Source organism: Acidovorax sp. CF316 (genome assembly GCF_000276605.1).
Taxonomy (GTDB): Bacteria; Pseudomonadota; Gammaproteobacteria; order Burkholderiales; family Burkholderiaceae_C; genus Acidovorax.
In genome coordinates this window covers 1-25,173 of sequence record NZ_AKJX01000124.1, presented here as the reverse complement: position 1 = coordinate 25,173, position 25,173 = coordinate 1, and the positions used below count along the sequence as shown (strand labels likewise).

Below are 25,173 nucleotides of genomic sequence, written 5' to 3'. Positions count from 1 at the left end.
AAATCAGCGGCTCATGCCCGCAGTCTCATTCCAAGCCGTTTCCAAGACCTTTGACACCCCCAAAGGCCCATTCCAGGCACTCAACCAGGTCAGCCTGGACATCGAGGAAGGGGAGTTCTTCGGACTGCTCGGCCCCAATGGCGCCGGCAAGACCACCCTCATCAGCATCCTCGCCGGCCTGGCGCGTCCCAGCCATGGCCGCGTGCTGGTGCAGGGCAGCGACGTGCAGGCGGATTTCGCGCAGGCGCGCCGCAAGCTCGGCGTGGTGCCGCAGGAGCTGGTCTTCGACCCCTTCTTCAACGTGCGCGAGGCGCTGCGCATCCAGTCCGGTTATTTCGGCGTCAAGAACAACGACGCCTGGATCGACGAACTGCTGCACCACCTGGGCCTCACCGACAAGGCCAACGCCAACATGCGCCAGCTGTCGGGCGGCATGAAGCGCCGCGTGCTCGTCGCCCAGGCGCTGGTGCACAAGCCGCCCATCATCGTGCTCGACGAGCCCACCGCGGGGGTGGACGTGGAGTTGCGCCAGACGCTGTGGCAATTCATCGCCCGCCTGAACAAGGAAGGGCACACCGTGCTGCTCACCACGCACTACCTCGAAGAGGCCGAGGCCCTGTGCAACCGCATCGCCATGCTCAAGACCGGGCAGGTGGTGGCCCTGGCCGATACCAGCGACCTGCTCAAGGCTGCCTCGGGCAACGTGCTGCAGTTCAAGGCCGACGTGGACCTGCCGCCTGCGCTCGCGCGCCTGGCGCGCGTCACCGGGCGCATCGTGCAGATGCCGGCCCATGACGCGCGCGAGATCGAGGAGCACCTGGCCGCCCTGCGCCTGGCCGGCGTCGAGGTGCACGACATGGAGATCCGCCGCCCCGACCTGGAGGACGTGTTCCTGCAGGTCATGGCCGGCACCTCCTCGTCCCATCCCCCGCCTGCGCCCACCGCGGCCCCCGTGGAGGTGCGCGCATGACCGGCTGGCAGACCCTGTTCTACAAGGAGGTGCTGCGTTTCTGGAAGGTCAGCTTCCAGACCGTGGCCGCCCCGGTGCTCACCGCCGTGCTGTACCTGCTGATCTTCGGCCACGTGCTCGAAGACCATGTGAAGGTCTACGACCGCATCAGCTACACCGCCTTCCTGGTGCCCGGCCTGGTCATGATGAGCGTGCTGCAGAACGCCTTTGCCAACAGCTCGTCGAGCCTGATCCAGAGCAAGATCATGGGCAGCCTGGTGTTCGTGCTGCTCACGCCCCTGTCGCACTGGGCCTGGTTCGTGGCCTATGTGGGCTCGTCCATCGTGCGCGGGCTGGCCGTGGGGTTGGGGGTGTTCCTCGTCACCATCGCCTTCGCGCGGCCCGAGTTCGCCGCGCCGCTGTGGATCCTGGCCTTCGCCTTCCTGGGGGCCGCGCTGCTGGCCACGCTGGGGCTCATCGCCGGCCTGTGGGCCGACAAGTTCGACCAGATGGCGGCGTTCCAGAACTTCGTGATCGTGCCGATGACCTTCCTGTCCGGCGTGTTCTACTCCATCCAGTCCCTGCCGCCGTTCTGGCAGACCGTGAGCCACCTGAACCCGTTCTTCTACATGATCGATGGCTTTCGCTACGGCTTCTTCGGCCAGAGCGACACCTCGCCCTGGCTCAGCCTGTCCATCGTCGGCGTGGCCTGGCTCGCGGTCAGCTGGCTGGCCGTGCACCTGCTGCGCACGGGCTACAAGATCCGCCATTGACCGATACTGAACCGCCCGGGGGCGGTTCGCGGTACCCTTGCCGCCCGCCCCGGATGACGCAGACCACCACGCCCCACCCATGACCGCCGACCAACTCAAAGACCTCATCGCCGCCGGCCTGGCCTGCGAGCACCTCGACCTGCAGGGCGATGGCCGCCACTGGTACGCCACCATCGTCTCGGCCGAGTTCGAGGGCAAGCGCCCCATCCAGCGCCACCAGCGCGTGTACGCCACGCTGGGCACGCGCATGCAGACGGACGAGGTGCATGCCCTGTCCATGAAGACCTTCACGCCCGCCGAATGGGCGGCGCAGCCGCGCTGAGCGGCGACTGCGCCCACGGCACCTCCCACTACTTTTTCACGGGTTTCGCGATGGACAAACTCCTTATCCGTGGCGGCCGCACTCTGCAGGGCGAGGTGCTGGTCTCCGGCGCCAAGAACGCCGCGCTGCCCGAACTGTGCGCCGCGCTGCTCACGGCCGAGCCGGTGACCCTGCTCAACGTGCCCCAGCTGCAGGACGTGAGCACCATGCTCACCCTGATCCGCAACATGGGCGTGGCGGCCGAGCGTGCCCCTGACGGCACCGTGCGCATCGACGCGAGCGGCCTGAACACGCCCGAGGCGCCTTACGAGCTGGTCAAGACCATGCGCGCCTCGGTGCTGGCCCTGGGGCCGCTGCTGGCACGCTTTGGCGAGGCCACCGTGTCCCTGCCCGGCGGCTGCGCCATCGGCTCGCGCCCGGTGGACCAGCACATCAAGGGCCTGGCCACCATGGGCGCCGAGATCGTCGTCGAGCACGGCTACATGATCGCCAGGCTGCCCGCGGGCGCCACGCGCCTGAAAGGCGCGCGCATCACCACCGACATGGTCACCGTGACCGGCACCGAGAACTTCCTCATGGCCGCCGCGCTGGCCGAGGGCGAGACCGTGCTCGAGAACGCCGCGCAGGAGCCCGAGATCATCGACCTGGCCGAGATGCTGATCGCCATGGGCGCGAAGATCGAGGGCCACGGCACCAGCCGCATCCGCATCCAGGGCGTGGAGCGCCTGTCCGGCTGCACCCACCGCGTGGTGGCCGACCGCATCGAGGCCGGCACCTTCCTGTGCGCCGTGGCCGCCACGGGCGGCGACGTGGTGCTGCGCCATGGCCGCGCCGACCACCTCGACGCGGTGATCGACAAGCTGCGCGAGGCCGGCGTGCAGGTGCAGGCCGTCGAGGCCGGCATCCGCGTGCAGAGCCCCGGCGCCGGCAAGCTGCGCGCCCAGGGCTTTCGCACCACCGAATACCCGGGCTTTCCCACCGACATGCAGGCCCAGTTCATGGCCCTCAACTGCGTGGCGCAGGGCACTTCCACGGTGACCGAGACCATCTTCGAGAACCGCTTCATGCACGTGGATGAGCTGGTGCGCCTGGGCGCCCGCATCCAGACCGACGGCAAGGTGGCCGTGATCGAGGGCCTGGGCAACGCCGAGGCCGTGGACCCGCCCCTGTCGGGTGCGACCGTCATGGCCACCGACCTGCGTGCCTCGGCCAGCCTGGTCATCGCCGGCCTGGTGGCCGATGGCGAGACCGTGGTGGACCGCATCTACCACCTGGACCGTGGCTATGACTGCATGGAAGCCAAGCTGCGCGGCATCGGCGCCGACATCGAGCGCATGTCCTAAGAGAGAAACCCCATGACCATGATCACCCTCGCCCTGTCCAAGGGCCGCATCTTCGACGAGACCCTGCCGCTCCTGGCTGCCGCCGGCATCGAAGTGCTCGAAGACCCCGAAAAATCGCGCAAGCTCATCCTGCCCACCAACCAGCCCGACGTGCGCGTGGTGCTGGTGCGGGCCACCGACGTGCCCACCTACGTGGAGTACGGCGGTGCCGACATCGGCGTGACCGGCAAGGACACCCTGATCGAGCACGGCGGCCAGGGCCTGTACCAGCCGCTGGACCTGCAGATCGCCAAGTGCCGCGTGAGCGTGGCCGTGCGCAACGACTTCGACTACGAGCGTGCCGTCAAGCAGGGCTCGCGCCTGAAGGTGGCCACCAAGTACACCTCCATCGCGCGCGACTTCTTCGCCACCAAGGGCGTGCACGTGGACATGGTCAAGCTCTACGGCAGCATGGAGCTGGCGCCGCTGATCGGCCTGTCCGACGCCATCGTCGACCTGGTGTCCACCGGCAACACCCTCAAGGCCAACCACCTGGTGGAAGTTGAGCGCATCATGGACATCAGCTCCTACCTGGTCGTCAACCAGGCCGCACTCAAGCTCAAGCAGGCCCCGCTGCGGCGCATCATCGATGCGTTTGCCGCGGCCACCGCGGCGCGCGCCTGAACGAACCACCGATTTCCCACTGCGATAGAGACCCGAAAGCCATGCAAGCCAAGCCCGTTCGCCTCCGTACCGACAGCGCCGATTTCGAAGCCGCCTTCCGCGATCGCCTGCATTGGTCCGCCGACACGGATGCGGCCATCGAGCAGCGCGTGGCCGACATCCTGGCCGACGTGCAGGTGCGCGGCGATGCCGCCGTGCTCGACTACACGGCCCGCTTCGATGGCCTGGCCGCCGAGTCCATGGCGGCCCTGGAACTCACGCAGGCTGACTTCAAGGCCGCCTTCGACGCCATCCCCGCGGCCCAGCGCGATGCCCTGCAGGCCGCTGCCCGGCGCGTGCGCAGCTACCACGAGGCGCAGAAGAAAGCCTCGGGCGAGAGCTGGAGCTACCGCGACGAAGACGGCACCCTGCTGGGCCAGAAGGTCACGCCGCTCGACCGCGTGGGCATCTACGTGCCCGGCGGCAAGGCGGCCTACCCGTCGAGCCTGCTCATGAACGCCATCCCCGCCCACGTGGCCGGCGTGCAGGAGATCATCATGGTGGTGCCCACGCCCGTGCGCGGCAGCGTGGCCACCGGGGGCTCGGGCGCGCAACTGGCGTCCACCCAAGGCGAGCGCAATGAACTGGTGCTGGCCGCGGCCTACGTGGCCGGCGTCACGCGCGCCTTCACCATCGGCGGCGCCCAGGCCGTGGCGGCCCTGGCCTATGGCACGGCCACCGTGCCCAAGGTCGACAAGATCACCGGCCCGGGCAACGCCTATGTGGCCAGCGCCAAGAAGCGCGTGTTCGGCACCGTGGGCATCGACATGATCGCCGGCCCCAGCGAAATCCTGGTGCTGGCCGATGGCAGCACCCCGGCCGACTGGGTGGCCATGGACCTGTTCTCGCAGGCCGAGCACGACGAGCTGGCGCAGAGCATCCTGCTGTGCCCTGACGCGGCCTACCTCGACGCCGTGCAGGAGGCCATCGACCGCCTGCTGCCCAGCATGCCGCGCGCCGAGATCATCGCCAAGAGCCTGAATGGCCGCGGCGCGCTGATCCACACGCGCAGCATGGAAGAGGCCTGCGCCATCAGCAACCGCATCGCCCCCGAGCACCTGGAGGTGAGCAGCAACGAGCCGCACCGCTGGGAGCCGCTGCTGCGCCACGCTGGGGCCATCTTCCTCGGGGCCTACACCAGCGAGAGCCTGGGTGACTACTGCGCCGGCCCCAACCACGTGCTGCCCACCAGCGGCACGGCACGCTTCAGCTCGCCGCTGGGGGTGTACGACTTCCAAAAACGCAGCAGCCTCATCGAGGTGAGCGAGGCCGGGGCCCAGGCCCTGGGCACCATCGCGGCCGAACTGGCCTATGGCGAGGGCCTGCAGGCCCACGCACGCGCCGCCGAGCTGCGGCTCGTGCCCGTGCCCCCGGCGCGGGGCTGACAGGGCTCGTCAGGCCGCGCGCATGCGCAGGCCCGCGGCAGGCAGCGCACCGGCCTGCGGGGTGGCGGCGCGGCCGGCCGCATCGCTGGCGCGCAGGCACGCCCAGTTCAGGCGCGCAGGGCGCTGGCCCTCGGCGCTCACGCGCAGCCGCACCGGCCCGGTGAAGCTCAGGCGTTGCCCCGCTTCCAGGAAATAGTCTTCGAGCAGGCCGTCGCAGGTCACCCAGACGCGGCCTTGCTCCACCTCCAGCAGGGCGGTTTCGCCTGCGCGGAATTCGAGCGTCTGCACGGCCTGCGGGGGCGGCAGGGGTTGGCGGTTCCAGCGCAGCGCCAGGGCCTGGGGCCGCAGCGGCTGCACCGTGGTGGTCGGAGGGGGGCAGGGGGAGGGCAGGGTGGTGGTGTTCATGCCTTGCACTGTGCTGCGCGGCGGCATCCGTCGCCAGCCACAGCGCGCACCGAGCTGGTACAGCACAGATGCGCGCGCACAGGCCTCTGTGCTGTACTGTTTCGGGGCCATCTGTATTGGCCATGATTGCCTTGGGCAGTACAGAATGGACCCATGGACGCCCAAGAGACCACGCCCCTGTACCTGCAGATCGCGGCCCAGCTGGCCGAACTGGTGCGCAACGGCACCCTGTCGCGCGGCGAGAAGATGCCCTCGGTGCGCGAACTCGCCCGCCAGCGCGGCGTGGCGCAGAGCACGGTGGTGCAGGCCTACCACTGGCTCGAGGATGCGCGCCTGATCACCGCGCGGCCGCGCTCGGGCTTCTTCGTGGCGGCGCGCCCGGTCAACCTGCCAGAGCCGACCACCCCGCGCCCGCTGCGCCGCCCGCGCGAGGTCTCGGTGGACTGGCTGGGCCAGCGCATCATGGGCCGCGCCCAGCCGGTGGACATGCTCTCCTTCAGCAGCGGCACGCCGGGTCCCGACATGCTCAACCCCGACCGCGTGCGCCGCGCCGTGGTGCGCGCCGTGCAGCGCAACCGCCAGTTGCTGTGCACCTACCCGTCGTCGGCAGGGCAGGAAGAGGCGCGGCGCGCCCTGGCGCGCTATGCCGTGGGCCTGGGCTGCAGCCTGGACCCCGAGAACATCGTGATCACCGGCGGCTGCATGGACAGCATCGCCCTGTGCCTGCGCGCCGTCACCCAGCCGGGCGACGTGGTGGCACTGGAGTCGCCCACGCATTTCTCCTTCCTCGAGGTGCTGCAGGGCCTGCACCTCAAGGCGCTGGAGATCCCCACCCACCCGCGCCACGGCATCTCGCTCGACGCGCTGCAGCTCGCCCTCGATACCCAGCCCGTGAAGGCCTTGATGGTGGTGCCCACGCTGAGCAACCCGCTGGGCAGCTGCATGCCGCAACCCGAGCGCCGACGCCTGGCGCAGATGGCCGCGCGCCATGGCATGGCGGTCATCGAGGATGCGATCTACACCGACCTGGCCGAGCCCGACGAGATGCGCCGCACCGTCAAGTCCTACGACACCACGGGCCACGTGATGCTCTGCGACTCGTTCTCCAAGACCCTGGCCCCGGGCCTGCGCCTGGGCTGGGTCGAGGCCGGGCGCTGGACCGAACAGCTGCGCAGCATCAAGGACATGCAGGCCGGTGGCCAATCCGCCGTGCTGGAGCTGGCGCTGGCCGACCTGATCAACCAGAGCGGGCACGCGGCCGCCATGCGCCAGCTGCGTGCTGCCGCGGCGGCGCGGCTCGACGAGGTGCGCCACATCATCGGCGCACACTTTCCGCCGGGCACGCGGGTCAGCGATCCGCCCGGCGGCATGCTGCTGTGGGTGGAACTGCCGCGTGCGCTCGACTCGGTGCAGTTGCACGAGGCCTGCCTGGGCGAGCACATCCTGATCGCGCCCGGCACCGTGTTCAGTGCCAGTGGGCGCTTTCGCAACTGCCTGCGCATCGGCGTCGGCGGCGACTGGACCCCTGCGCACCTGGTGGCCCTGCGCAAGGTGGGCGACATGGCCTGCCGCGTGCTGCTGGCCAGTGGGCGGAAAGCGGCCTGAATTTTTTACACGAAGTTCGTGGAGCACGAACTTCGTGTAATATTGACTGCATGAAGAACGTCACCATCACCATGGACGACACAGTTGCCGAATGGGTGCGCGTCGAGGCGGCGCGGCGCGGCAGCAGCGTCTCGCGCTTGCTGGGCGAATGGCTGGCCGAGAAGATGCGCCAGGAAGACGCCTACGCCCAGGCCATGCGCGAGGCCCTGGGCTTCGAGAGCTGGGGCGCTTCCAGCGGGCCCTATGTGCCGCGCGAAACCCTGTTCCAGCGATGAGCAGCGGCACGACCCCCCTCTTCGTCGACACCGAAGTGCTGCTGGCCAGCGTGGACGAGCGCGACCCGTCCCGCCAGGTCCGTGCACGGGAGTGGCTCGGCTTCTGTTGGCAGACGCGCAGTGGGCGCATCAGCTCCCAGGTGCTCAACGAGCTGTACAACCAGGCCATCCAGCGCTTCGAGGGTCCGCGCACCGTGCAACTGGTGCGTGCCCAGGTGCGCCGGCTGCGCGTGTGGCTGCCGCCCCACCTCGATGCCTACACCGTGGACGGTGCCTGGGACCTGCAGGACCGCTACCGCCTGGGCTACTGGGACGCGCTCATCGTCTCCTCCGCGCACCAGCAGGGCTGCCGCTACCTGCTCACCGAAGCCCTGCCGCACGACCAGGTGCTGGACGCCGTGCGCTGCATCAACCCTTTCCTTGTGGCCCCCAACGAACTGGACACCGCCGAATGACCACTCCCGCAAGCCTTCCCGCCGCCCTGAACCGCATCCGTGCCGACGTGCGTGCCATGCACGCCTATGGCGTGCAGCCCTCCACCGGCATGCTCAAGATGGATGCCATGGAGAACCCGTTTCGCCTCCCGGCCCATCTGCAGGCGGCGCTGGGCCAGCGCCTGGGTGGGCTGGCGCTCAACCGCTACCCGGGCGAGCGCCTGAACGACCTCAAGGCCGCGCTGGCGAAGTACGCCGGCCTGCCCGAGGGCCATGGCATCGTGCTGGGCAATGGCTCGGATGAGCTCATCACCCTGCTGGCCCTGGCCTGCGCCCAGCCCGGCGAGCGTGCCACCATGCTGGCGCCCATGCCGGGCTTCGTGATGTACCCGCTCTCCGCGCAGCTGCAGGGCCTGGACTTCGTCGGCGTGCCGCTCACGCCCGATTTCGAGCTCGACGAACCCGCCATGCTGGCCGCCATTGCGCAGCACCGCCCGGCCATCACCTACATCGCCTACCCCAACAACCCCACGGCCACGCTGTGGGACGAGGGCGCCGTGCAGCGCATCGTCGACGCGGTGGGTGCCCAGGGCGGCTTCGTGGTGATGGACGAGGCCTACCAGCCCTTCGCCAGCCGCAGCTTCATCGACCGCATGCGTGCCGAGCCCGACCGCAATGCCCATGTGCTGCTCATGCGCACACTCAGCAAGTTCGGCCTGGCCGGCGTGCGCCTGGGCTACCTCATCGGTCCGGCCGCCGCGGTGGCCGAGATCGACAAGGTGCGCCCGCCCTACAACGTGAGCGTGCTCAACTGCGAGGCCGCGCTGTTCGCGCTGGAGCATGCCGACGTGTTCGCCGGCCAGGCGGCCGAGCTGCGTGCCCAGCGCACGGTCCTGGTGCAGGCGCTCAAGGCCATGCCGGGCATCGAAAAATGCTGGGACAGCGAGGCCAACATGGTGCTGGTGCGTGTGGCCGATTCCGCCACAACCTACGAGGGCATGAAAAAGCGCAAGGTCCTGGTCAAGAACGTTTCTACAATGCACCCATTGCTGGCCAACTGCCTGCGCCTCACGGTGGGCAACGCCGACGACAACGCGCAGATGCTCGCTGCGCTCCAAGCCTCCCTATGACTTCTTCTGCTCTCGTACCTTCCGCATCGGCCGATCCCCAGGCCGATCGCACCGCCGAGGTCAGCCGCAACACCGCCGAGACGCACATCACCGTGCGCATCAACCTCGACGGCACCGGCCAGGCCAAGCTGCACACCGGCATCGGCTTCTTCGACCACATGCTCGAGCAGATCGCCCGCCACGGGTTGATCGACCTGGAGATCGACTGCGACGGCGACCTGCACATCGACGGCCACCACACGGTGGAAGACGTGGGCATCACCCTGGGCCAGGCCTTCGCGCGCGCCGTGGGCGACAAGAAGGGCATCACCCGCTACGGCCACGCCTATGTGCCGCTGGACGAGGCGCTGAGCCGCGTGGTGGTCGATTTCTCGGGCCGCCCCGGGCTGCACCTGCACATCCCCTTCACGGCGGGCAGCATCGGTGGCTTCGACACCCAGCTCACCTACGAATTCTTCCAGGGCTTCGTGAACCATGCGGGCGTGACCTTGCACATCGACAACCTTAAGGGCATCAACGCGCACCACCAGTGCGAAACGGTGTTCAAGGCCTTCGCCCGCGCATTGCGCGCAGCCCTCACGCGCGACCCGCGCGCCGCCGGCACCATTCCGTCCACCAAGGGCAGTCTCTGATCCCCCTTCGCCAAGAAAAAGGCCGCTACCGCTTTTTCACCAAGCGCCGATAGCTATGAATATGGAAGCAAAAACCGTCGCCGTGGTTGATTACGGCATGGGCAACCTGCGCTCGGTATCGCAGGCCGTGCAGGCCGCGGCCGAGGGCTCGGGCTGGACCGTGGTCGTCACCTCGCGCCCCGAAGATGTGCGTGCCGCGCAGCGCATCGTGCTGCCGGGGCAGGGTGCCATGCCCGACTGCATGCGCGAGCTGCGTGACTCCGGCTTGCAGGAGTCGGTGCTTGAAGCAGCGGCGCAAAAGCCGATGTTCGGCGTCTGCGTGGGCATGCAGATGCTGCTCGACCACAGCGCCGAGGGCGATACGCCTGGCCTGTCGCTGGTCCCCGGCGAAGTGCGCAAGTTCGACCTGGTCGGCCGCAACCAGCCCGATGGCAGCCGTTTCAAGGTGCCGCAGATGGGCTGGAACCAGGTGCGCCAGGTGCCCCACGGGGCTGCTGGCGTGCACCCGGTCTGGGCCGGCGTGCCCGATGGCAGCTACTTCTACTTCGTGCACAGCTTCTACGCCCGTCCCAAGGACGCAGCCCACTGCGCGGGCGAGACGGACTACGGCGGTGTGTTCGCCGCGGCGATTGCACGCGATAATATTTTTGCCACCCAGTTCCACCCCGAGAAAAGTGCGGAGCACGGCTTGGCGCTGTACCGCAACTTCCTCCACTGGAATCCCTGAGAACGTCCCCACGTTCCCAACCCTTCACAACCCTGTTCGGGCCGAGCCCGGCCTCGCCCCTTTCCACCCGAACCCACCATGCTGCTCATTCCCGCCATCGACCTCAAGGACGGCCACTGCGTACGCCTCAAGCAAGGCGATATGGACCAATCCACCACCTTCGGTGAAGACCCTGCCGCCATGGCGCGCAAGTGGCTGGAGGCCGGCGCGCGCCGCCTGCACCTGGTGGACCTGAATGGTGCCTTCGCCGGCGTGCCCAAGAACTTCACGGCGATCAAGTCCATCCTCAAGGAAGTGGGCGAGGACATCCCGGTGCAGCTCGGCGGCGGCATCCGCGACCTGGACACCATCGAAAAATACATCGACGGCGGCCTGCGCTACGTGATCATCGGCACGGCGGCCGTGAAGAACCCCGGCTTCCTCAAGGACGCCTGCAGTGCCTTCGGCGGCCACATCATCGTCGGCCTGGATGCCAAGGATGGCAAGGTCGCCACCGACGGCTGGAGCAAGCTCACCGGCCACGAGGTCGTGGACCTGGCCAAGAAGTTCGAGGACTGGGGCGTCGAGTCCATCATCTACACCGACATCGGCCGCGACGGCATGCTCTCGGGCATCAACATCGATGCCACCGTCAAGCTCGCGCAGTCGCTGAGCATCCCGGTGATCGCCTCGGGCGGCCTGTCCAACATGGCCGACATCGAGCAGCTGTGCGCCGTCGAGGGCGAAGGCGTGGAAGGCGTGATCTGCGGCCGTGCCATCTACAGCGGCGACCTCGATTTCACGGCCGCGCAGGCGCGCGCCGACGAACTCAATGGATAACCCCCGGGGTGGCAGCGCCGCCCCATTGGACCTCTGACATGCTTGCCAAACGCATCATCCCCTGCCTGGACGTGACCGGAGGCCGCGTGGTCAAGGGCGTCAATTTCGTCGAGCTGCGCGATGCGGGCGACCCCGTCGAGATCGCCGCGCGCTACAACGCCCAGGGCGCCGACGAACTGACCTTCCTCGACATCACCGCCACCAGCGACGGGCGCGACCTGATCCTGCCCATCATCGAAGCGGTGGCAAGCCAGGTGTTCATTCCGCTCACCGTGGGTGGCGGCGTGCGCACGGTCGAGGACGTGCGCCGCCTGCTCAATGCAGGCGCCGACAAGACCAGCTTCAACTCGGCCGCGATCGCCAACCCCGAGGTGATCGATGCGGTGTCGGCCAAGTACGGCGCGCAGTGCATCGTGGTGGCCATCGACGCCAAGCGCCGCTCCGACGCGGACGCGCAGCGCACCGGTGCCGACGGCCGGCCCGTGGGCGCTGGCTGGGACGTCTACAGCCATGGCGGGCGCAAGAACACGGGCCTGGATGCCGTGGCCTGGGCCACCGAGATGACGCGCCGCGGCGCGGGCGAGATCCTGCTGACCAGCATGGACCGCGACGGCACCAAGGCCGGCTTCGACCTGGCGCTCACGCGCGCTGTGAGCGATGCAGTCAGCGTGCCCGTGATCGCCTCGGGCGGTGTGGGCAACCTGGACCACCTGGCCGACGGCATCCAGATCGGCGGTGCCGATGCGGTGCTGGCCGCCAGCATCTTCCACTACGGCGAATACACCGTGGGCCAGTCCAAGCGGCACATGGCGGGGCGCGGCATCCCGGTGCGGCTGTGAGGGCGCTGGCCGCTGCCGCCATGGCCTTGTGCCTGGGCTCGATGGCCGTGCCTGCCGCTGCGCAGCAGGTGCCTGCGCCATCCTATGCACGCGGCTACTTTGACCGCCTGCCCTGCGTGGACCGCATCGGCCGCTGCTTTGATGCGACCATCGGTGGCAAGGCTGTCGAGGTGATCGCCGACAAGGCCGAGTTCGAGAAGCTCAAGGCCTTGCTGGCCGAACTCAACGAGAACGTGCGCGAGGTCTACTGGATCGTGCGCGAGCCGGTGGATGGCAAGGTGGCCCTGGACGTGCTCACGCGTCCCAGCGCCATGGGCCTGCCCCACGTGGGCGAAGAAAAGGAAGAGCCCGATGTCACGGTCTATGCCCTCGATGGCCAGGACCTGGACAGCGAACCCGAGCTGGTGGCGCGCCAGGATGTGCGCGTCAATGGCCAGCCCGTGGTCACGCAGCAGGACACTCTGACGCAAGACTTCCTGCCCCCAGGGCGCTACGCCATGGCCATCAAGTACCTGGGGCGCAAGAACTGGGACCGCAAGCGGGTCTTCCTGACTGTAGCCAAGCCCTGAGGCCCCGAACGGTCAGGGCGCAGGCCAGTGCGAATGCCTGAACCCGTCCAACGCAGGGGGTGGGCCCTGCAGCGGTAGCCACAGCTGCACCACCGTACCGCCCCCGGCCCCCAGCACGATCCGCGCATGGCCGCCCAGTTGCCGTGCGCGCTCCTCGATGTGGCCCAGCCCGCGGCCCTGGTGCCCATCCGGCCGGGCCTGCAGCCCGCGCCCGTCGTCCTCGATCTGCACGCACACCCCCGGCCCCGCATCCAGCGTGGCCGACAGCGTGACGTTGGCCGCCCCGGAGTGCTTGACCACGTTGGCCAGCGCCTCCTGCACGATGCGCAGCACGTGCAGCGCGGCGGGGGCGTCCAGCCAGGGCAGCGGCGGCAGGTCGTCCATGTGCCAGTGCAGGGCGATGCCGCCCTGCGCCAGGCGGTGGCCCACGCGCTGGCGCAAAGTGGCCAGCAGGGTGGTCAGGTCCTGGTCGATGGGCTCCATCGAATCGATGGTCAGGCGCAGGTCTTCCAGGCATTCGCGCAGCACCTGGGCCATCTCGCCCTGCGACAGTCGGCCCTGCTCGATCTGGCCCAGCGATGACACCAGCATCGCGCCCAGGCCATCGTGCATGTCGCGCGTGAGCCGCTGGCGCTCCGTCAGGCGCACGCGCTCGTTCTCCACCTCGGCCAGCAGGGCGAAATTGGCCTCCAGCGCGCGCTGCTGTTCGGCCAGCCGGTCCTGCAGTACCTGGGCCGCGCCCTCGGCATGCTCCAGCGCACCGATGTAGCGGCGGTTCACGGCGTACAGAAAGGCGCCCAGCACCAGCACCATGGCGTAGGGCATCAGGTACAGGCTTTCGGGCGGGATGCGCAGCTGCAGCAGCGCCAGGTCGTGCACGCCCAGGCCCAGGCAGATGCACAGCGCCAGTGCCAGCACGCGCAGTTCGCGGCTACCGCGCCAGGCCGACCAGGCGATGAGCAGGGTCACGCCCATCGCCACCAGCGTATTGGCGGCATGCAGCAGCAGCGGCGTGTCCAGCGCCCAGGGCAGCACCGGCATCGACACGGCCGAGACCAGGAGTGCAAAGCCCAGCAGCAGGCGCTCCACAAAGGGGAAGCTGCGCGTCGCAAAGCGCAGCGAGAACAGGTAGACCAGCAGCATGACCCAGGTCATCGAGGCATCGGTGGCCCACCAGAACCAGCGCAGGGCGTCGAGGTTCTGCGGCAGCTCGATGCCGTAGTGCAGGTTGCGGAACCACCAGGCCAGCGACGCGAGCCCGAAGTACAGATAGGCGGTGTCCTGTCGTCGGCGCCACCAGAAGGCCAGCGAGAACAGCCCCAGCATGACCAGCGTGGTGCTGGCCGCCAGGGGCACGGTGACGACCCAGCGCTGGCGTGCCGACCACAGGCCCTGGACCTCGGGCTCCGGCCCCATCCACAGGCGGCTCAGGGCATAGCTGCCGTCGGCGCGCGGCGGCAGCGCGAGGAACAGCCGGCAACTGCCGCCCGGCTGGGAGGCGGCGCTGGGCAGGCGCAGCAGGATGGGCTGGTTCCACTGCGAGGGCCAGGCCGGGCTGTTGTCCAGCAGCTGCCGCGTGCCTTGCCCGGTGCGCAGCCAGACCTGCAGGGGGCCGCCGTTGACACGCGGCAGGTACAGGGCCAGGGTTTCCTGCGCGACGGGTGCCGGGCATGCGGTGCGGTACCAGACGGTGGGCAGGGGCAGGTTGACGGCGGCCCGCGTGGTCGGGTCGCGGCGCACCGCCTGCGGCAGCTCGACCGGCTGCCAGGCGCCTTGCGCGGCATCCGCCGGCGGGCCGATGGAGGGCTCGGTCCCCGGTGCCGGGGTCCAGCGCTCCACGCGTGTGACCACCAGGGAGTCGGTGGTCTCGGGGACGCCGGTTGCGGCCGTGCGGGCCGGTGCCAGCATCGCCGCCAGGACCAGGCTGGCGGCCACCAACCAGGGCAGGCCGGGGTGTGCCGGTCTGGTGCGGGGGGCGCGCGCCACGGGCATCACAGTGCCAGGGCCTTCAGTCGCCCATCAGCCCGCGCTTGCGGGCTTCGTAGACCGCTTCCGACCGGGAGTGCACCTGCAGCTTGCGGTAGCTGCGCTTGACGTAGGTGAGCACGGTCTGCTGGGTCACGCCCATCATCTGTGCGATCTCGCGGTAGCTGTAGCCCTTGGCGGCCATGCCGAGCATCTCGCATTCGCGCTCGCTGAGCAGGCCCGCATCGGCTTCGCTCACCGCGGTGTCCGGCGGGCCGGCCTGCGCACGCTGGCGCGAGGGGCCCGCGGGGGCCAGCCGGGTCAGCAGGCGGCGCGCGATGACGGGGCTGATGGGGCTGCCGCCCGCGTGCACGGCACGCACCATCTCGGCCAGGTCCAGGGCCGGTGTGTCCTTGAGAACATAGCCCGTGGCGCCGGCCGCCAGCGCCTGCATGACATGGGCCTCGTCGCCGAACACGGTGACCACCACCACCTCGCAATGGGGCGCGACGTCCGCGCTGCGCGCGATCACCTCGATGCCGTTGAGGTCGGGCAGGCCCAGGTCCAGCAGCAGCACCTGGGGCTGGTGCCGGGCCAGCAGGGCCAGGCCCGAGGCGGCGTCACCGGCGGCGCCCACCAGGCGCAGGTCGGGCGCGGCGGCAATGCTGTCGCACAGGCGCTGCCTGAAGAGCGGGTCGTCCTCGATCACGAGCACGGAGAGCAAAGCGGACATGGGTGGACAGGCCTTGGAAGCTCGGCGGTGCGTTTCATGATACGCGGGGCCTGCTGTCACAGCTGCTTGCACATGAACCGTTTTGTCCCGTGTTCGAGGGACAGACGGATACGGCAGGTGGCGGAAGAATCCATGCACCTTCACTGCTCGCAGGAGTTGCTCCATGTCTGATTCCTTGAACCGGTTCTTGCGCCGGGCCCTCGTGCTGGCCGGTGCCCTGGCCGGGCTGGCCTGCCCGGCGATGGCGGCCATTCCGCATGTCGTCATCGGCGACTACCACATGCTGCTGCTCAATGCGGACGGCAGCGTCACCTCCTGGGGACGCGGCGACTCGGGACAACTGGGCCGTGGCCAGGCCGACCGCAGCAACCCTGCGCCCGCCAAGATCGCATCGCTGGGCAACGAGGTGGTCGCCTTGACCGCCGGGGGGCAACTGTCCGCGGCCGTGAAGCGCGATGGCAGCGTGTGGGTCTGGGGCAATGTCTCGGACGGGCTGATCGGCGCCAATACCTCGGGCGGCCAGTTCCGCTACGAGCCCGTCCAGGTACCGGGTCTCTCGGGCATCGTATCGGTGCTGGCCGCGACCAACGGTTACTCGCTCTACGCCACGGACAGCAATGGCCAGATCTGGGCCTGGGGCTATGACAGCGGCTATGGCAACCTGGGACTGGGCCCGGGAGGCCCGCAGCAGCGGGGCCAGCCGCTGCCCGTGGCCGGTGCCACCGGCATCGTGCAGCTGGCCGTGACGGGAACGCAGATGATTGGCCGCCGCCAGGACGGCAGCCTGATCGGCTGGGGCAGCAACAGCAGCCGTGACAACCCGCTGCAGGCCGTCACCGCCGCCACCGATCCGCTGGGGGTGACGGCCCTCAAGCCCGTCGGGCTGTCGTTCATCGACGCGACCGCCACGGGCAATGCCGCCGGCCTGTACTACGGCATCAAGAATGGCCAGGCGCTGGCCTGGGGCGACACCAACAGCGGCATGCTGACCTGCGGCCAGGAGAGCGCGCAGACGGCGGCCCAGCCCTACACCATCAAGAACCTGTCCAACCTGCGCCAGATCGCCGCGGGCGGTGGTGCTGCGCTGTTCGTGGACGGCGCCGGCGCCGTGTTCGCCTGCGGCCAGGGGGAGCGAGGCCTGCTGGGGGACGGCACCACGGTGTCCACCAAGTGGGATTCGGTGCCGGCCAACGCCAAGGCGGGCCCGGTGCGGGTGCAGGGCCTGCCGGGCCCGGTGTCGTATGTCTTCACGGGTGCGTTTGCCGCCGCAGCGCTCATGCCCGATGGCACGGTCTACACCTGGGGTCGTACCGACGGCGGCGTGCTGGGCAACGGGGTGACCACTGCCAACGGGATCGTGAGCACGCCCACGCGCATTGCGCTCAACGCCGGCGTGGACAACAGCGCAAACCCGGGCAACGTCGGCAATCCGGGCGGCACGAACCCGGGCACCGGCACGCCGGCACCCGGCACCGAGCCGGCCTTCAGCACGGCCCAGAGCGGTCCGCTGAACAATCTCACGGCCAAGGCCGGTGTCACCCTGCCTGCCTCCCATGCGGGCCAGCCTGGCGCCATCTTCGTGGCCCTGCTGCTGTCCGATGGCCGCCTGCTCATGCTCGATGGCGCAACGGTCAGTTTCGTGCCCGCCATGGCTGCCTTGTACACGGGGGCCCTGCCGGTGTCGGCCCCGGTCCTGGACATCAACGGCATGGACCTGAGCTCCCTGGCGGGCAGCCAACTCTACCTGGGGTATGGCCTGGGGGTGAATTCCCTGGCCGCGCTCTATGAGATGCTGCGCGCGGGGCGCTACTCCAATGTCCTGAACCTGCGCTGAAGGGTGTTGTGCCGCCCGGCCCGGGCCCCGCCTGTCCCGTGCAGGCGGGGCCCGGGCCTTTTGCCTTTTGGGGCGCTGGCAATGCCATGCCCGGGGTCGGTCATTCAAATCGCCGACAATCCGGGCCATGAACTGGCTCAACGAAGTGAAATGGGATGCGCAGGGCCTGGTGCCCGTGATCGCGCAGGAGCAGGGCACGGGCGACGTGCTGATGTTTGCGTGGATGAACCGCGAGGCGCTGGAAAAGACCGCCGAACTCGGCCGCGCCGTGTATTTCAGCCGCTCGCGCGGCAAGCTGTGGTTCAAGGGCGAGGAGTCCGGCCACGTGCAGACGGTGCACGAGATCCGCCTGGACTGCGACAACGACGTGGTGCTGCTCAAGGTGACCCAGCTGGGCCATGAGCCCGGCATCGCCTGCCACACGGGCCGCCACAGCTGTTTCTTCAGCGTGCTCAGGGACGGCGCATGGAAAGCCGTCGATCCGGTCTTGAAAGACCCCGAATCCATCTACAAGTAAGACCATGAGTTCCAACGATTCCCTGGCACGCCTGGCGGCCGTCATCGAAAGCCGCAAGCCCGCCAACGGCGGCGACCCCGAGAAAAGCTATGTCTCGCGCCTGCTGCACAAGGGGCCCGATGCCTTCCTCAAGAAGATCGGCGAGGAGGCCACCGAGGTGGTGATGGCCGCCAAGGACGTGGACCATGGCGCGGACGCCAGCAAGCTGGTCTACGAGGTGGCCGACCTGTGGTTCCATTCCATGATCGCGCTGGCCCACTATGGCCTGTCGCCGGCCGACGTGGTCAACGAGCTCGAGCGCCGCGAAGGCACCAGCGGCATCGAGGAGAAAGCCCTGCGCAAGGCCGTTGCGCGTGCAGCCCACGAGGAAGGATCCCCATGAGCGACATCATCGACGTGCGAACCAATGACCAGAAGGCCGAAAGCCTCAAGAACATCGGCTGGGTCAGCTATGCGCTGCACCTGATCGTGGCGCTGGGCGCCGTGCTGCCGGGCACGCAGGCCAGCGCGCTGCTGCTGGTCATCGCCCTGGTGCTCGACCTGGTCAAGCGCGGTGACGCCCAGGGCACCTGGCAGGAGAACCATTTCTCCTGGCGCATCCGTTCGGTGATCTGGGCGGGCGTGCTGTACGCGGTGACCGCGCCGCTGTGGCTGCTGTTCTTCATCCCCGGCTGGATCGCCTGGGGCATCATCTCGCTGTGGTTCCTGTACCGCATCGTGCGCGGCATGCTGGCGATGAGCAAGAACCAGGCGGTGGATGCCTGAACCCCACGCGCCGCGGCGCCTGAACCTGGCGCTGCAGGGCGGGGGCTCGCATGGTGCGCTGACCTGGGGCGTGCTCGACGCCTTGCTCGAAGACGGGCGATGGCAGTTCGAGGGCATCAGCGGCACCAGCGCGGGGGCCATGAATGCCGTGGCCCTGGCGCACGGCTTTGCCCGCGCCGTCGAAACCCACAAGGACCCGCTCGAGGCCCACGCCGCGGGCTGCGCCCTGGCGCGCGAGTCGCTCACGCGGCTGTGGGAGGGCGTGGGTTCCCTGGGCAGCCTGACCTGGGGCACGCCGCTGTCGGCGGCCAATCCGCTGATGGGCATGATGGCGCAGTGGTTCTCGCCCTACCAGACCAACCCCCTGGGCTTCAATCCGCTGCGCCAGTTGCTCGAGCGCGAGGTCGATTTCGGCCTGCTGTGTTCAGCGCGCGCCAGCATCGAAAGCGTGGTGCCCCAGGTATTCGTGTGTGCGACCAATGTGCGCACCGGGCGCGGCGAGATCTTTGCGGGTCCGCGCCTGAGCGCCGACGCCGTGATGGCTTCGGCCTGCCTGCCCATGGTGTTCAAGGCCGTGGAGATCGATGGCGAGCACTACTGGGACGGTGGTTACTCGGGCAACCCGGCGCTGCACCCGCTGATCTACCAGACCGAGGCGTCGGACATCCTGCTGGTGCAGATCAACCCCATCGAGCACCTCTCCGTGCCCGACAACGCGCACGAGATCATGGAGCGCATGAACGAGGTGACCTTCAACGCCAGCCTGCTGGCCGAGTTGCGCGCCATCGAGTTCGTGCGCCGGCTGCTGGCCGAGGGCAAGCTCGATGCGCGCCGCTACAAGAACGTGCTGATGCACCGCATTGACGGGGGGGCGGTGCTGGCCCCTTTTGGCGCCGACAGCAAGGTGCGTGCGGACACGGCCTTCGTGCGCCAGCTGTTCGAGCTCGGGCGCCGGGCGGGCAAGGACTGGATGAAGGCGCACCGCCGGGACGTGGGAGTGCGGCCGAGCATCAAGATCGCAGACAATGCGTGAACCTGCCTTCGTGCAGCCAGATTTCGTCCTCCCTTTTCCACCATGCACGATCCGAACTGCCTTTTCTGCAAAATCATCGCGGGCCAGATTCCTTCGAAGAAGGTCCATGAAGACGATGACATGTTCGTCTTCCATGACATCCATCCCTGGGCACCGGTGCACTTCCTGATGGTCCCCAAGGCACATATCCCTTCGATGGCCCAGGTCACCGAAGAGCATGCCGGTGTGCTGGGGCGCATGATGGCGCTGGCACCCAAGCTGGCCCTGGAGCAGGGCTGCAACCCCTACCCGGATGGCGGTTTTCGCATCGTGGTAAACACGGGGCTTGAAGGCGGGCAGGAAATCCACCATCTGCATATCCACGTGATGGGTGGCCCCCGCCCGTGGCTCAAAGGCTGACCCCAGCTGATGTTTCGACCCGATAGACCCCTGTTTCGCAACAGGGGGCCTGAACTCCGGTCACTGCCGGGGTCTAAAATGATTGCAATACGTTAGGAGATATTCCATGGGCTCTTTTTCCATCTGGCACTGGCTGATCGTGCTGCTGATCGTCGTCATGGTGTTCGGCACCAAGAAGCTCAAGAACATGGGCTCCGACCTCGGGGGCGCCGTCAAGGGCTTCAAGGACGGCATGAAGGACGGTTCCACGGCCGAGAGCGGTGCGGTCAATCCTCCCGCTGGCCAGGTCACTGCCAGCCAGGCGACCGACAAGACCACCATCGACGTCGAAGCCAAGCAAAAGAGCTGACCGCTGAGCGGACACCTGCTTCATGATTGATATTGGCCTGTCCAAGATGGCGCTGATCGGCGCCGTGGCGTTGATCGTCATCGGCCCCGAGAAGCTGCCGCGCGTGGCGCGTACGGTGGGCACCTTGCTGGGCAAGGCGCAGCGCTACGTGGCCGACGTCAAGTCCGAGGTCAACCGGTCCATGGAGCTCGACGAGCTGCGCAAGATGAAGGACACGGTGGAAGGTGCCGCACGCGACGTGCAGCAGTCCATCCAGACCGGCGCCAGCGAGTTCGAGAAGGACTGGGCCGCGGCGACGGACATGACGGCTGCCGAGCCCTTCGAGACTTCGGTGGTGGTGCCGGCCTACAAGCACCCGGGCAAGAACTGGCGTCTCAAGCGCGGAGCCACGCCCCAGTGGTACAAGTCGCGCAGCGGCGTGCGCACCAAGGCACAGTCCGGCGCGGCACGCGTTGCCCGCTACCGGCCCCAGAAATTCCATTGACGATGCCGCGCAGCACCCGGTGCGCGCTGCATGGGCGGCCCCCACGCCCCTGAAAATCCAACATGTCCGAAACTCCCCCCAAAGAAGACGAACTGGCCGGCACCGAGCAGCCGTTCGTGCAGCACCTGATGGAGCTGCGCGACCGGCTGGTCAAGGCCATCATCGCCATCGCCATTGCGGCGGCGATCCTGTTCTTCTTTCCCGGTCCTGGCGCGCTCTATGACTTCCTGGCGGCCCCGCTGGTGGCCCACCTGCCCAAGGGCGCCACGCTGATCGCCACCTCGGTGATCTCGCCGTTCATGGTGCCGCTCAAGATCCTGCTGATGTCGGCCTTCCTGCTGGCGCTGCCCGTCGTGCTGTGGCAGGTCTGGGCCTTCGTGGCGCCGGGCCTGTATTCGCATGAGAAGAAACTGGTGTTGCCGCTGGTGGTTTCCAGCACGCTGCTGTTCTTCATCGGCGTGGCGTTTTGCTATTACTTCGTGTTCGGGCAGGTGTTTGCGTTCATCCAGAGCTTCGCGCCCAAGAGCATCACGGCTGCGCCAGACATCGAGGCCTACCTGAGCTTCGTGCTCTCGATGTTCCTGGCCTTCGGCATGGCTTTCGAGGTTCCTATTGCCGTGGTGGTGCTGGCACGCATGAACATCGTCAGCGTGGAAAAGCTCAAGAGCTTTCGCGGCTACTTCGTCGTCGGTGCTTTCGTCGTCGCGGCCATCGTGACGCCGCCGGACGTGGTCTCCCAGCTCGCGCTGGCCGTGCCCATGTGCATCCTCTACGAGGTGGGCATCTGGGCCGCGCAGATCTTCATCAAGCACACCAAGGCGCCGGAAGACGCCGAGAGCACGGCCTCGTCGTCCTCTTCCTCCTGACCTGACCGAGGGGCGCCCGTCCCGCGACGGGGCGGAGCAAAAAAAGCAACTGCCGCCAGGAGCGCCAGTTGCTTTTTTCATGGGTGCCCGCAGGCTGGATGTGGTGCTTCGCTTACCTTGGAAGGATGGCTCGAAGCGCTCCGGGAGGGCTCACCTCTTGACATTGCGCTGCGGTCGGGGGCGCAGGCCTGGGGTGATGTTCAACTCCACCAGGGCGTCGGCGCGCCTGACGTTGAACGGGGCCGCCGTGCCGGGCTTCAGGGCCGCCACGGCCGTGAGCAGTTCGGAGACATTGCCCACGTTCTTGCCGTCCACCTTCACGATCACGTCGCCCGGGCGCATGCCGGCCTGGGCCGCGGGGCCGTCCTGCAGCACGCCGGTGATGATGACGCCTTCGGAGGCCTTCACGCCGAAGGTCTCGGCCAGTTCGGGCGAGAGCTCGTTGGGCTCCACGCCGATCCAGCCGCGCGTGACCTGGCCGTCCTTGACGATGCCGTCGAGCACCAGGCGTGCCGTGGATACCGGGATGGCAAAGCCGATGCCCATGCTGCCGCCCGAGCGCGAGTAGATGGCGGTGTTGATGCCCAGCAGGTTGCCGTTGACGTCCACGAGGGCGCCGCCGGAGTTGCCGGGGTTGATGGCTGCGTCCGTCTGGATGAAGTTCTCGAAGGTGTTGATCCCGAGCTGGGTACGGCCCAGGGCGCTGACGATGCCGCTGGTCACCGTCTGGCCCACGCCGAAAGGGTTGCCGATGGCCAGCACCTGGTCGCCCACGTCCAGGGTGTCCGAGTTGCCCAGCACGATCACGGGCAGCTTGTCGAGCTCGATCTTGAGGATGGCCAGGTCGGTCTCGGGGTCGGTGCCGATCACGCGCGCCCGGGCGCGCCGGCTGTCGGTGAGCGTGACCTCGATCTCGTCGGCGCCTTCCACCACGTGGTTGTTGGTGAGGATGTAGCCTTCGGGGCTGATGATGACGCCACTGCCCAGGCCCGCCTGCTGTTGCTGCTGCTGGTTGTTGCCCTGGTCGCCGAAGAAGAACTGGAACCACGGGTCGTTGCTGCGCGGGTGGCGCACGGCCTTGCTGGTGTTGATGCTCACCACGGCCGGCGCGGCCTTGCGCGCAGCGGCGCTGAAGCTGCCGGCGGCCGGTGGCTGGCCTGCGGCGGAGGTGTTGGCGGGTGCCTCGATCAGCGCGATGCCGGCGCCCGAGCGCACCGTGCCGCGCCCCAGCCAGCCGGGCTGCAGGGTGGCCACGACGAAATAGGCCGCGACGAGCACCGTCACGGTTTGGGAAAACAGCAGCCAGAGTCGCTTCATGGGTTGGACGGGGAAAACATCGGGAGGACGGGCGCGCGCGGCGCGGGAATGACCGCATTGTCCTCCATGCATGCCGCTGGGGGGCGAGGGGGTGGTGCCGCACCCGCGCGACAATAGGCGCATGAGCATTTCCCGGCACCAACTTCTGCAGGCGTTCGATGCGCTGCTGCAACCCGCGCGTTTCAAGGACTACGGCCCGAACGGCCTGCAGGTCGAGGGCAAGGAGACCATCACCCGCATCGTGAGCGGCGTGACGGCCAGCCGAGCGCTGATCGAGGCAGCGATTGCCCAGCGGGCCGACGCGATCTTCGTGCACCACGGCCTGTTCTGGCGCGGGCAGGACGGCCGCGTGGTGGGCTGGATGAAGCAGCGCCTGCAACTGCTGCTGGCGCATGACATCAACCTGTTTGCCTACCACCTGCCGCTCGATGCCCACCCCGAGCTGGGCAACAACGCGCAGCTCGGTCGTGTGTTGGGCCTGGCGGCCGATGCGCGTTTTGGCGAGCAGGACCTGGCTTGTGCCGCGGACGCGGATTTTGCCGATGGCCAGGCGCTGGCCGACCATGTCACCGCAGCACTGGGGCGAACGGTGACGCTGGTGCAGCCCGAGGCGGCCCTGCGCCGACCGATTCGCCGCGTGGCCTGGTGCACGGGCGGGGCACAGGGCTACTTCGAGCCGGCCATTGCCGCCGGGGCCGATGCCTTCATCACCGGGGAAATCTCCGAACCCCAGGCCCACCTGGCGCGCGAGACGGGTGTGTGCTTCATCGCGGCCGGCCACCACGCAACGGAGCGCTATGGCGCCCCGGCGGTGGCTGCGCATGTGGCGCAGCAGGCGGGTGTGGAGCATGTCTTCATCGAGGTGGACAACCCCGCATGAGCACTGCCATTGCCATTACCCAGGGGGATCCGGCCGGCATAGGCCCCGAAATCATTGCCAAGGCCTTCCGCGATGCGCCCGACGATCTGCGCGGCTGCTTTGTGGTGGGCGACGTGGCCACACTGCGCCGGGCGGCGCAGTGCATCGAGCGCCCCGGCATGCCTTCGCTGCCGGTGGCGCTGATCGAGGCGCCGGCACAGGCCCTGCAGGTGCCCCTGCGCTGCGTGCCAGTGCTGCCATTGCCGGGGCTCCCCGGGCCGCAGCCCTGGGGCCGCATCGGTGCCGAGGCCGGCCGCGCAGCGGCCGAATGCGTGGTCTGGGCGGCGCGGGCCGCGCTGCGCGGCGAGGTGGCGGCGCTGGTCACGGCACCGCTGCACAAGGAGGCGCTGTCGGCCGCTGGCGTGGCCTTTCCAGGCCATACCGAGCTGCTGCAGGCCGAGGCGGCGAAGCACCAGGGCGTGCCCTTGGCCGCCATGCCGGTGCGCATGATGCTGGCCAGCGACGAGCTGCGCACGGTGCTCGTCAGCATCCACATATCGCTGCGCGACGCCATCGAGGCCGTGACACCCGCCAACCTGGCGCAGACGTTGCAGATCACCCATGCCGCCCTGCTGCGCACCCTGGGCCGCGCGCCGCGCATCGCCGTGGCGGGGCTTAACCCGCACGCGGGGGAGGGCGGCCTGTTCGGCCAGGAGGAGGTGGAGACCATCGCCCCGGCCATCGCGGCAGCCAGGGCGCAGGGCATGGACGTGCAGGGACCGTTCGCGCCCGACACGGTGTTCATGCGCGCACGCCACGCGCCCGGCCACCCCGGCGAGTTCGACGTGGTGGTGGCCATGTACCACGACCAGGGCCTGATCCCCGTGAAGTACCTCGGCGTGGACAAGGGCGTGAACGTGACGCTGGGCCTGCCGCTCGTGCGCACCAGCCCGGACCACGGCACGGCCTTCGACATTGCGGGGCAGGGCATCGCAGACGCCTCCAGTCTGGTGGAGGCCGTGCGCATGGCCCGCAAGTTGTCGGCTTAGCGCAGCCTCCTGGAAACTGGCGCGCCCCAAGCCAGTGCCCCCGTGCAAGGGCCGCCCCGCCGCACTGGGGGCGTCCCCCTCCCGACTCGCGCAG

At 68.6% G+C, this 25,173-nt stretch carries 30 protein-coding genes; 26 read left to right on the top strand and 4 right to left on the bottom strand.

Annotated elements, in window-relative coordinates:
* The first annotated feature begins 13 nt into the window (after positions 1 to 13).
* The 6 genes from PMI14_RS15110 to hisD all read left to right on the top strand — a co-directional run bounded on the left by PMI14_RS15110 (position 14) and on the right by hisD (position 5,474).
* Positions 14 to 970 carry an ABC transporter ATP-binding protein gene (locus tag PMI14_RS15110; protein ID WP_007855762.1) on the top strand — a complete coding sequence of 319 codons (957 nt, stop codon included), beginning with the start codon at positions 14 to 16 and terminating at the stop codon, positions 968 to 970.
* Positions 967 to 1,722: an ABC transporter permease gene (locus tag PMI14_RS15105; RefSeq protein WP_007855757.1), complete on the top strand. Its 756-nt coding sequence runs from the start codon at positions 967 to 969 to the stop codon at positions 1,720 to 1,722. The genes PMI14_RS15110 and PMI14_RS15105 overlap by 4 nt, the downstream gene beginning before the upstream one ends.
* 79 nt (positions 1,723 to 1,801) lie before the next feature.
* A complete protein-coding gene (locus tag PMI14_RS15100) occupies positions 1,802 to 2,044 on the top strand; it encodes a BolA family protein (RefSeq protein ID WP_007855755.1) in 243 nt (80 codons plus the stop codon).
* A 50-nt stretch (positions 2,045 to 2,094) separates the two neighbouring features.
* Positions 2,095 to 3,387: a UDP-N-acetylglucosamine 1-carboxyvinyltransferase gene (gene murA / locus PMI14_RS15095; RefSeq protein WP_035203962.1), complete on the top strand. Its 1,293-nt coding sequence runs from the start codon at positions 2,095 to 2,097 to the stop codon at positions 3,385 to 3,387.
* 18 nt (positions 3,388 to 3,405) lie between these two features.
* Positions 3,406 to 4,050, top strand: a complete 645-nt coding sequence (hisG, locus tag PMI14_RS15090; RefSeq protein WP_108016683.1) for an ATP phosphoribosyltransferase — start codon at positions 3,406 to 3,408, stop codon at positions 4,048 to 4,050.
* A 41-nt stretch (positions 4,051 to 4,091) separates the two neighbouring features.
* Positions 4,092 to 5,474 carry a histidinol dehydrogenase gene (gene hisD, locus PMI14_RS15085; RefSeq protein ID WP_007855750.1) on the top strand — a complete coding sequence of 461 codons (1,383 nt, stop codon included), beginning with the start codon at positions 4,092 to 4,094 and terminating at the stop codon, positions 5,472 to 5,474.
* Positions 5,475 to 5,483: 9 nt separating this feature from the next.
* On the opposite strand, the gene PMI14_RS15080 is transcribed toward hisD, so the two are convergent.
* Positions 5,484 to 5,879 (bottom strand): DUF2917 domain-containing protein, encoded by a 396-nt coding sequence (locus tag PMI14_RS15080; protein ID WP_007855749.1) that lies wholly within the window; start codon positions 5,877 to 5,879, stop codon positions 5,484 to 5,486.
* Positions 5,880 to 6,032: 153 nt separating this feature from the next.
* Between PMI14_RS15080 and PMI14_RS15075 the strand changes: the two genes are divergently transcribed.
* The 9 genes from PMI14_RS15075 (at position 6,033) to PMI14_RS15035 (ending at position 12,909) form a co-directional block, all read left to right on the top strand.
* On the top strand, positions 6,033 to 7,484 hold the full coding sequence (locus PMI14_RS15075; RefSeq protein ID WP_007855748.1) for a PLP-dependent aminotransferase family protein: 1,452 nt from the start codon (positions 6,033 to 6,035) through the stop codon (positions 7,482 to 7,484).
* Positions 7,485 to 7,534: 50 nt separating this feature from the next.
* Positions 7,535 to 7,759 carry a hypothetical protein gene (locus PMI14_RS15070; RefSeq protein ID WP_007855747.1) on the top strand — a complete coding sequence of 75 codons (225 nt, stop codon included), beginning with the start codon at positions 7,535 to 7,537 and terminating at the stop codon, positions 7,757 to 7,759.
* Complete coding sequence (locus tag PMI14_RS15065) at positions 7,756 to 8,214, top strand: PIN domain-containing protein (RefSeq protein WP_007855746.1); 459 nt, start codon at positions 7,756 to 7,758, stop codon at positions 8,212 to 8,214. Before PMI14_RS15070 ends, PMI14_RS15065 begins: the two co-directional genes overlap by 4 nt.
* Positions 8,211 to 9,323: a histidinol-phosphate transaminase gene (gene hisC / locus PMI14_RS15060; protein WP_007855745.1), complete on the top strand. Its 1,113-nt coding sequence runs from the start codon at positions 8,211 to 8,213 to the stop codon at positions 9,321 to 9,323. Before PMI14_RS15065 ends, hisC begins: the two co-directional genes overlap by 4 nt.
* Positions 9,320 to 9,955 carry an imidazoleglycerol-phosphate dehydratase HisB gene (gene hisB, locus PMI14_RS15055; protein WP_007855743.1) on the top strand — a complete coding sequence of 212 codons (636 nt, stop codon included), beginning with the start codon at positions 9,320 to 9,322 and terminating at the stop codon, positions 9,953 to 9,955. The genes hisC and hisB overlap by 4 nt, the downstream gene beginning before the upstream one ends.
* 55 nt (positions 9,956 to 10,010) lie before the next feature.
* Complete coding sequence (hisH, locus tag PMI14_RS15050) at positions 10,011 to 10,682, top strand: imidazole glycerol phosphate synthase subunit HisH (protein ID WP_007855742.1); 672 nt, start codon at positions 10,011 to 10,013, stop codon at positions 10,680 to 10,682.
* A gap of 78 nt (positions 10,683 to 10,760) precedes the next feature.
* Positions 10,761 to 11,501, top strand: a complete 741-nt coding sequence (gene hisA / locus PMI14_RS15045; RefSeq protein WP_007855741.1) for a 1-(5-phosphoribosyl)-5-[(5-phosphoribosylamino)methylideneamino]imidazole-4-carboxamide isomerase — start codon at positions 10,761 to 10,763, stop codon at positions 11,499 to 11,501.
* Between the two features lie 38 nt (positions 11,502 to 11,539).
* Positions 11,540 to 12,340: an imidazole glycerol phosphate synthase subunit HisF gene (gene hisF, locus PMI14_RS15040; RefSeq protein WP_007855739.1), complete on the top strand. Its 801-nt coding sequence runs from the start codon at positions 11,540 to 11,542 to the stop codon at positions 12,338 to 12,340.
* 20 nt (positions 12,341 to 12,360) lie between these two features.
* Entirely contained in the window at positions 12,361 to 12,909 is a 549-nt protein-coding gene (locus PMI14_RS15035) for a hypothetical protein (protein WP_007855737.1), read from the top strand.
* Positions 12,910 to 12,921: 12 nt separating this feature from the next.
* Here PMI14_RS15035 and PMI14_RS15030 read toward each other — a convergent pair whose 3' ends face one another.
* Positions 12,922 to 14,895, bottom strand: a complete 1,974-nt coding sequence (locus tag PMI14_RS15030) for a sensor histidine kinase (protein ID WP_158279164.1) — start codon at positions 14,893 to 14,895, stop codon at positions 12,922 to 12,924.
* Positions 14,896 to 14,917: 22 nt separating this feature from the next.
* Complete coding sequence (locus PMI14_RS15025) at positions 14,918 to 15,607, bottom strand: response regulator transcription factor (protein ID WP_007855734.1); 690 nt, start codon at positions 15,605 to 15,607, stop codon at positions 14,918 to 14,920.
* 163 nt (positions 15,608 to 15,770) lie between these two features.
* On the opposite strand from PMI14_RS15025, the gene PMI14_RS15020 reads away from it, so the two are divergent.
* The 9 genes from PMI14_RS15020 to tatC all read left to right on the top strand — a co-directional run bounded on the left by PMI14_RS15020 (position 15,771) and on the right by tatC (position 21,854).
* Positions 15,771 to 17,441 (top strand): RCC1 domain-containing protein, alpha-tubulin suppressor, encoded by a 1,671-nt coding sequence (locus tag PMI14_RS15020; protein WP_007855733.1) that lies wholly within the window; start codon positions 15,771 to 15,773, stop codon positions 17,439 to 17,441.
* Between the two features lie 118 nt (positions 17,442 to 17,559).
* Complete coding sequence (hisI, locus tag PMI14_RS15015) at positions 17,560 to 17,958, top strand: phosphoribosyl-AMP cyclohydrolase (RefSeq protein WP_186457775.1); 399 nt, start codon at positions 17,560 to 17,562, stop codon at positions 17,956 to 17,958.
* Between the two features lie 4 nt (positions 17,959 to 17,962).
* Entirely contained in the window at positions 17,963 to 18,340 is a 378-nt protein-coding gene (locus tag PMI14_RS15010; RefSeq protein ID WP_007855731.1) for a phosphoribosyl-ATP diphosphatase, read from the top strand.
* Positions 18,337 to 18,723 carry a hypothetical protein gene (locus PMI14_RS15005; RefSeq protein ID WP_007855730.1) on the top strand — a complete coding sequence of 129 codons (387 nt, stop codon included), beginning with the start codon at positions 18,337 to 18,339 and terminating at the stop codon, positions 18,721 to 18,723. Before PMI14_RS15010 ends, PMI14_RS15005 begins: the two co-directional genes overlap by 4 nt.
* Complete coding sequence (locus PMI14_RS15000; protein WP_007855729.1) at positions 18,716 to 19,756, top strand: patatin-like phospholipase family protein; 1,041 nt, start codon at positions 18,716 to 18,718, stop codon at positions 19,754 to 19,756. The genes PMI14_RS15005 and PMI14_RS15000 overlap by 8 nt, the downstream gene beginning before the upstream one ends.
* A 42-nt stretch (positions 19,757 to 19,798) precedes the next feature.
* A complete protein-coding gene (locus PMI14_RS14995) occupies positions 19,799 to 20,155 on the top strand; it encodes a histidine triad nucleotide-binding protein (RefSeq protein WP_007855728.1) in 357 nt (118 codons plus the stop codon).
* 106 nt (positions 20,156 to 20,261) lie between these two features.
* A complete protein-coding gene (gene tatA / locus PMI14_RS14990; protein ID WP_007855727.1) occupies positions 20,262 to 20,504 on the top strand; it encodes a Sec-independent protein translocase subunit TatA in 243 nt (80 codons plus the stop codon).
* A gap of 22 nt (positions 20,505 to 20,526) precedes the next feature.
* Entirely contained in the window at positions 20,527 to 20,988 is a 462-nt protein-coding gene (gene tatB, locus PMI14_RS14985) for a Sec-independent protein translocase protein TatB (protein WP_007855725.1), read from the top strand.
* A 62-nt stretch (positions 20,989 to 21,050) separates the two neighbouring features.
* On the top strand, positions 21,051 to 21,854 hold the full coding sequence (tatC, locus tag PMI14_RS14980; protein WP_007855724.1) for a twin-arginine translocase subunit TatC: 804 nt from the start codon (positions 21,051 to 21,053) through the stop codon (positions 21,852 to 21,854).
* A 150-nt stretch (positions 21,855 to 22,004) separates the two neighbouring features.
* On the opposite strand, the gene PMI14_RS14975 is transcribed toward tatC, so the two are convergent.
* A complete protein-coding gene (locus PMI14_RS14975) occupies positions 22,005 to 23,171 on the bottom strand; it encodes a S1C family serine protease (RefSeq protein ID WP_007855723.1) in 1,167 nt (388 codons plus the stop codon).
* Positions 23,172 to 23,292: 121 nt separating this feature from the next.
* Between PMI14_RS14975 and PMI14_RS14970 the strand changes: the two genes are divergently transcribed.
* On the top strand, positions 23,293 to 24,051 hold the full coding sequence (locus PMI14_RS14970; RefSeq protein ID WP_081497336.1) for a Nif3-like dinuclear metal center hexameric protein: 759 nt from the start codon (positions 23,293 to 23,295) through the stop codon (positions 24,049 to 24,051).
* On the top strand, positions 24,048 to 25,079 hold the full coding sequence (gene pdxA, locus PMI14_RS14965) for a 4-hydroxythreonine-4-phosphate dehydrogenase PdxA (protein WP_007855717.1): 1,032 nt from the start codon (positions 24,048 to 24,050) through the stop codon (positions 25,077 to 25,079). Before PMI14_RS14970 ends, pdxA begins: the two co-directional genes overlap by 4 nt.
* The last annotated feature ends 94 nt before the right edge of the window (positions 25,080 to 25,173 follow it).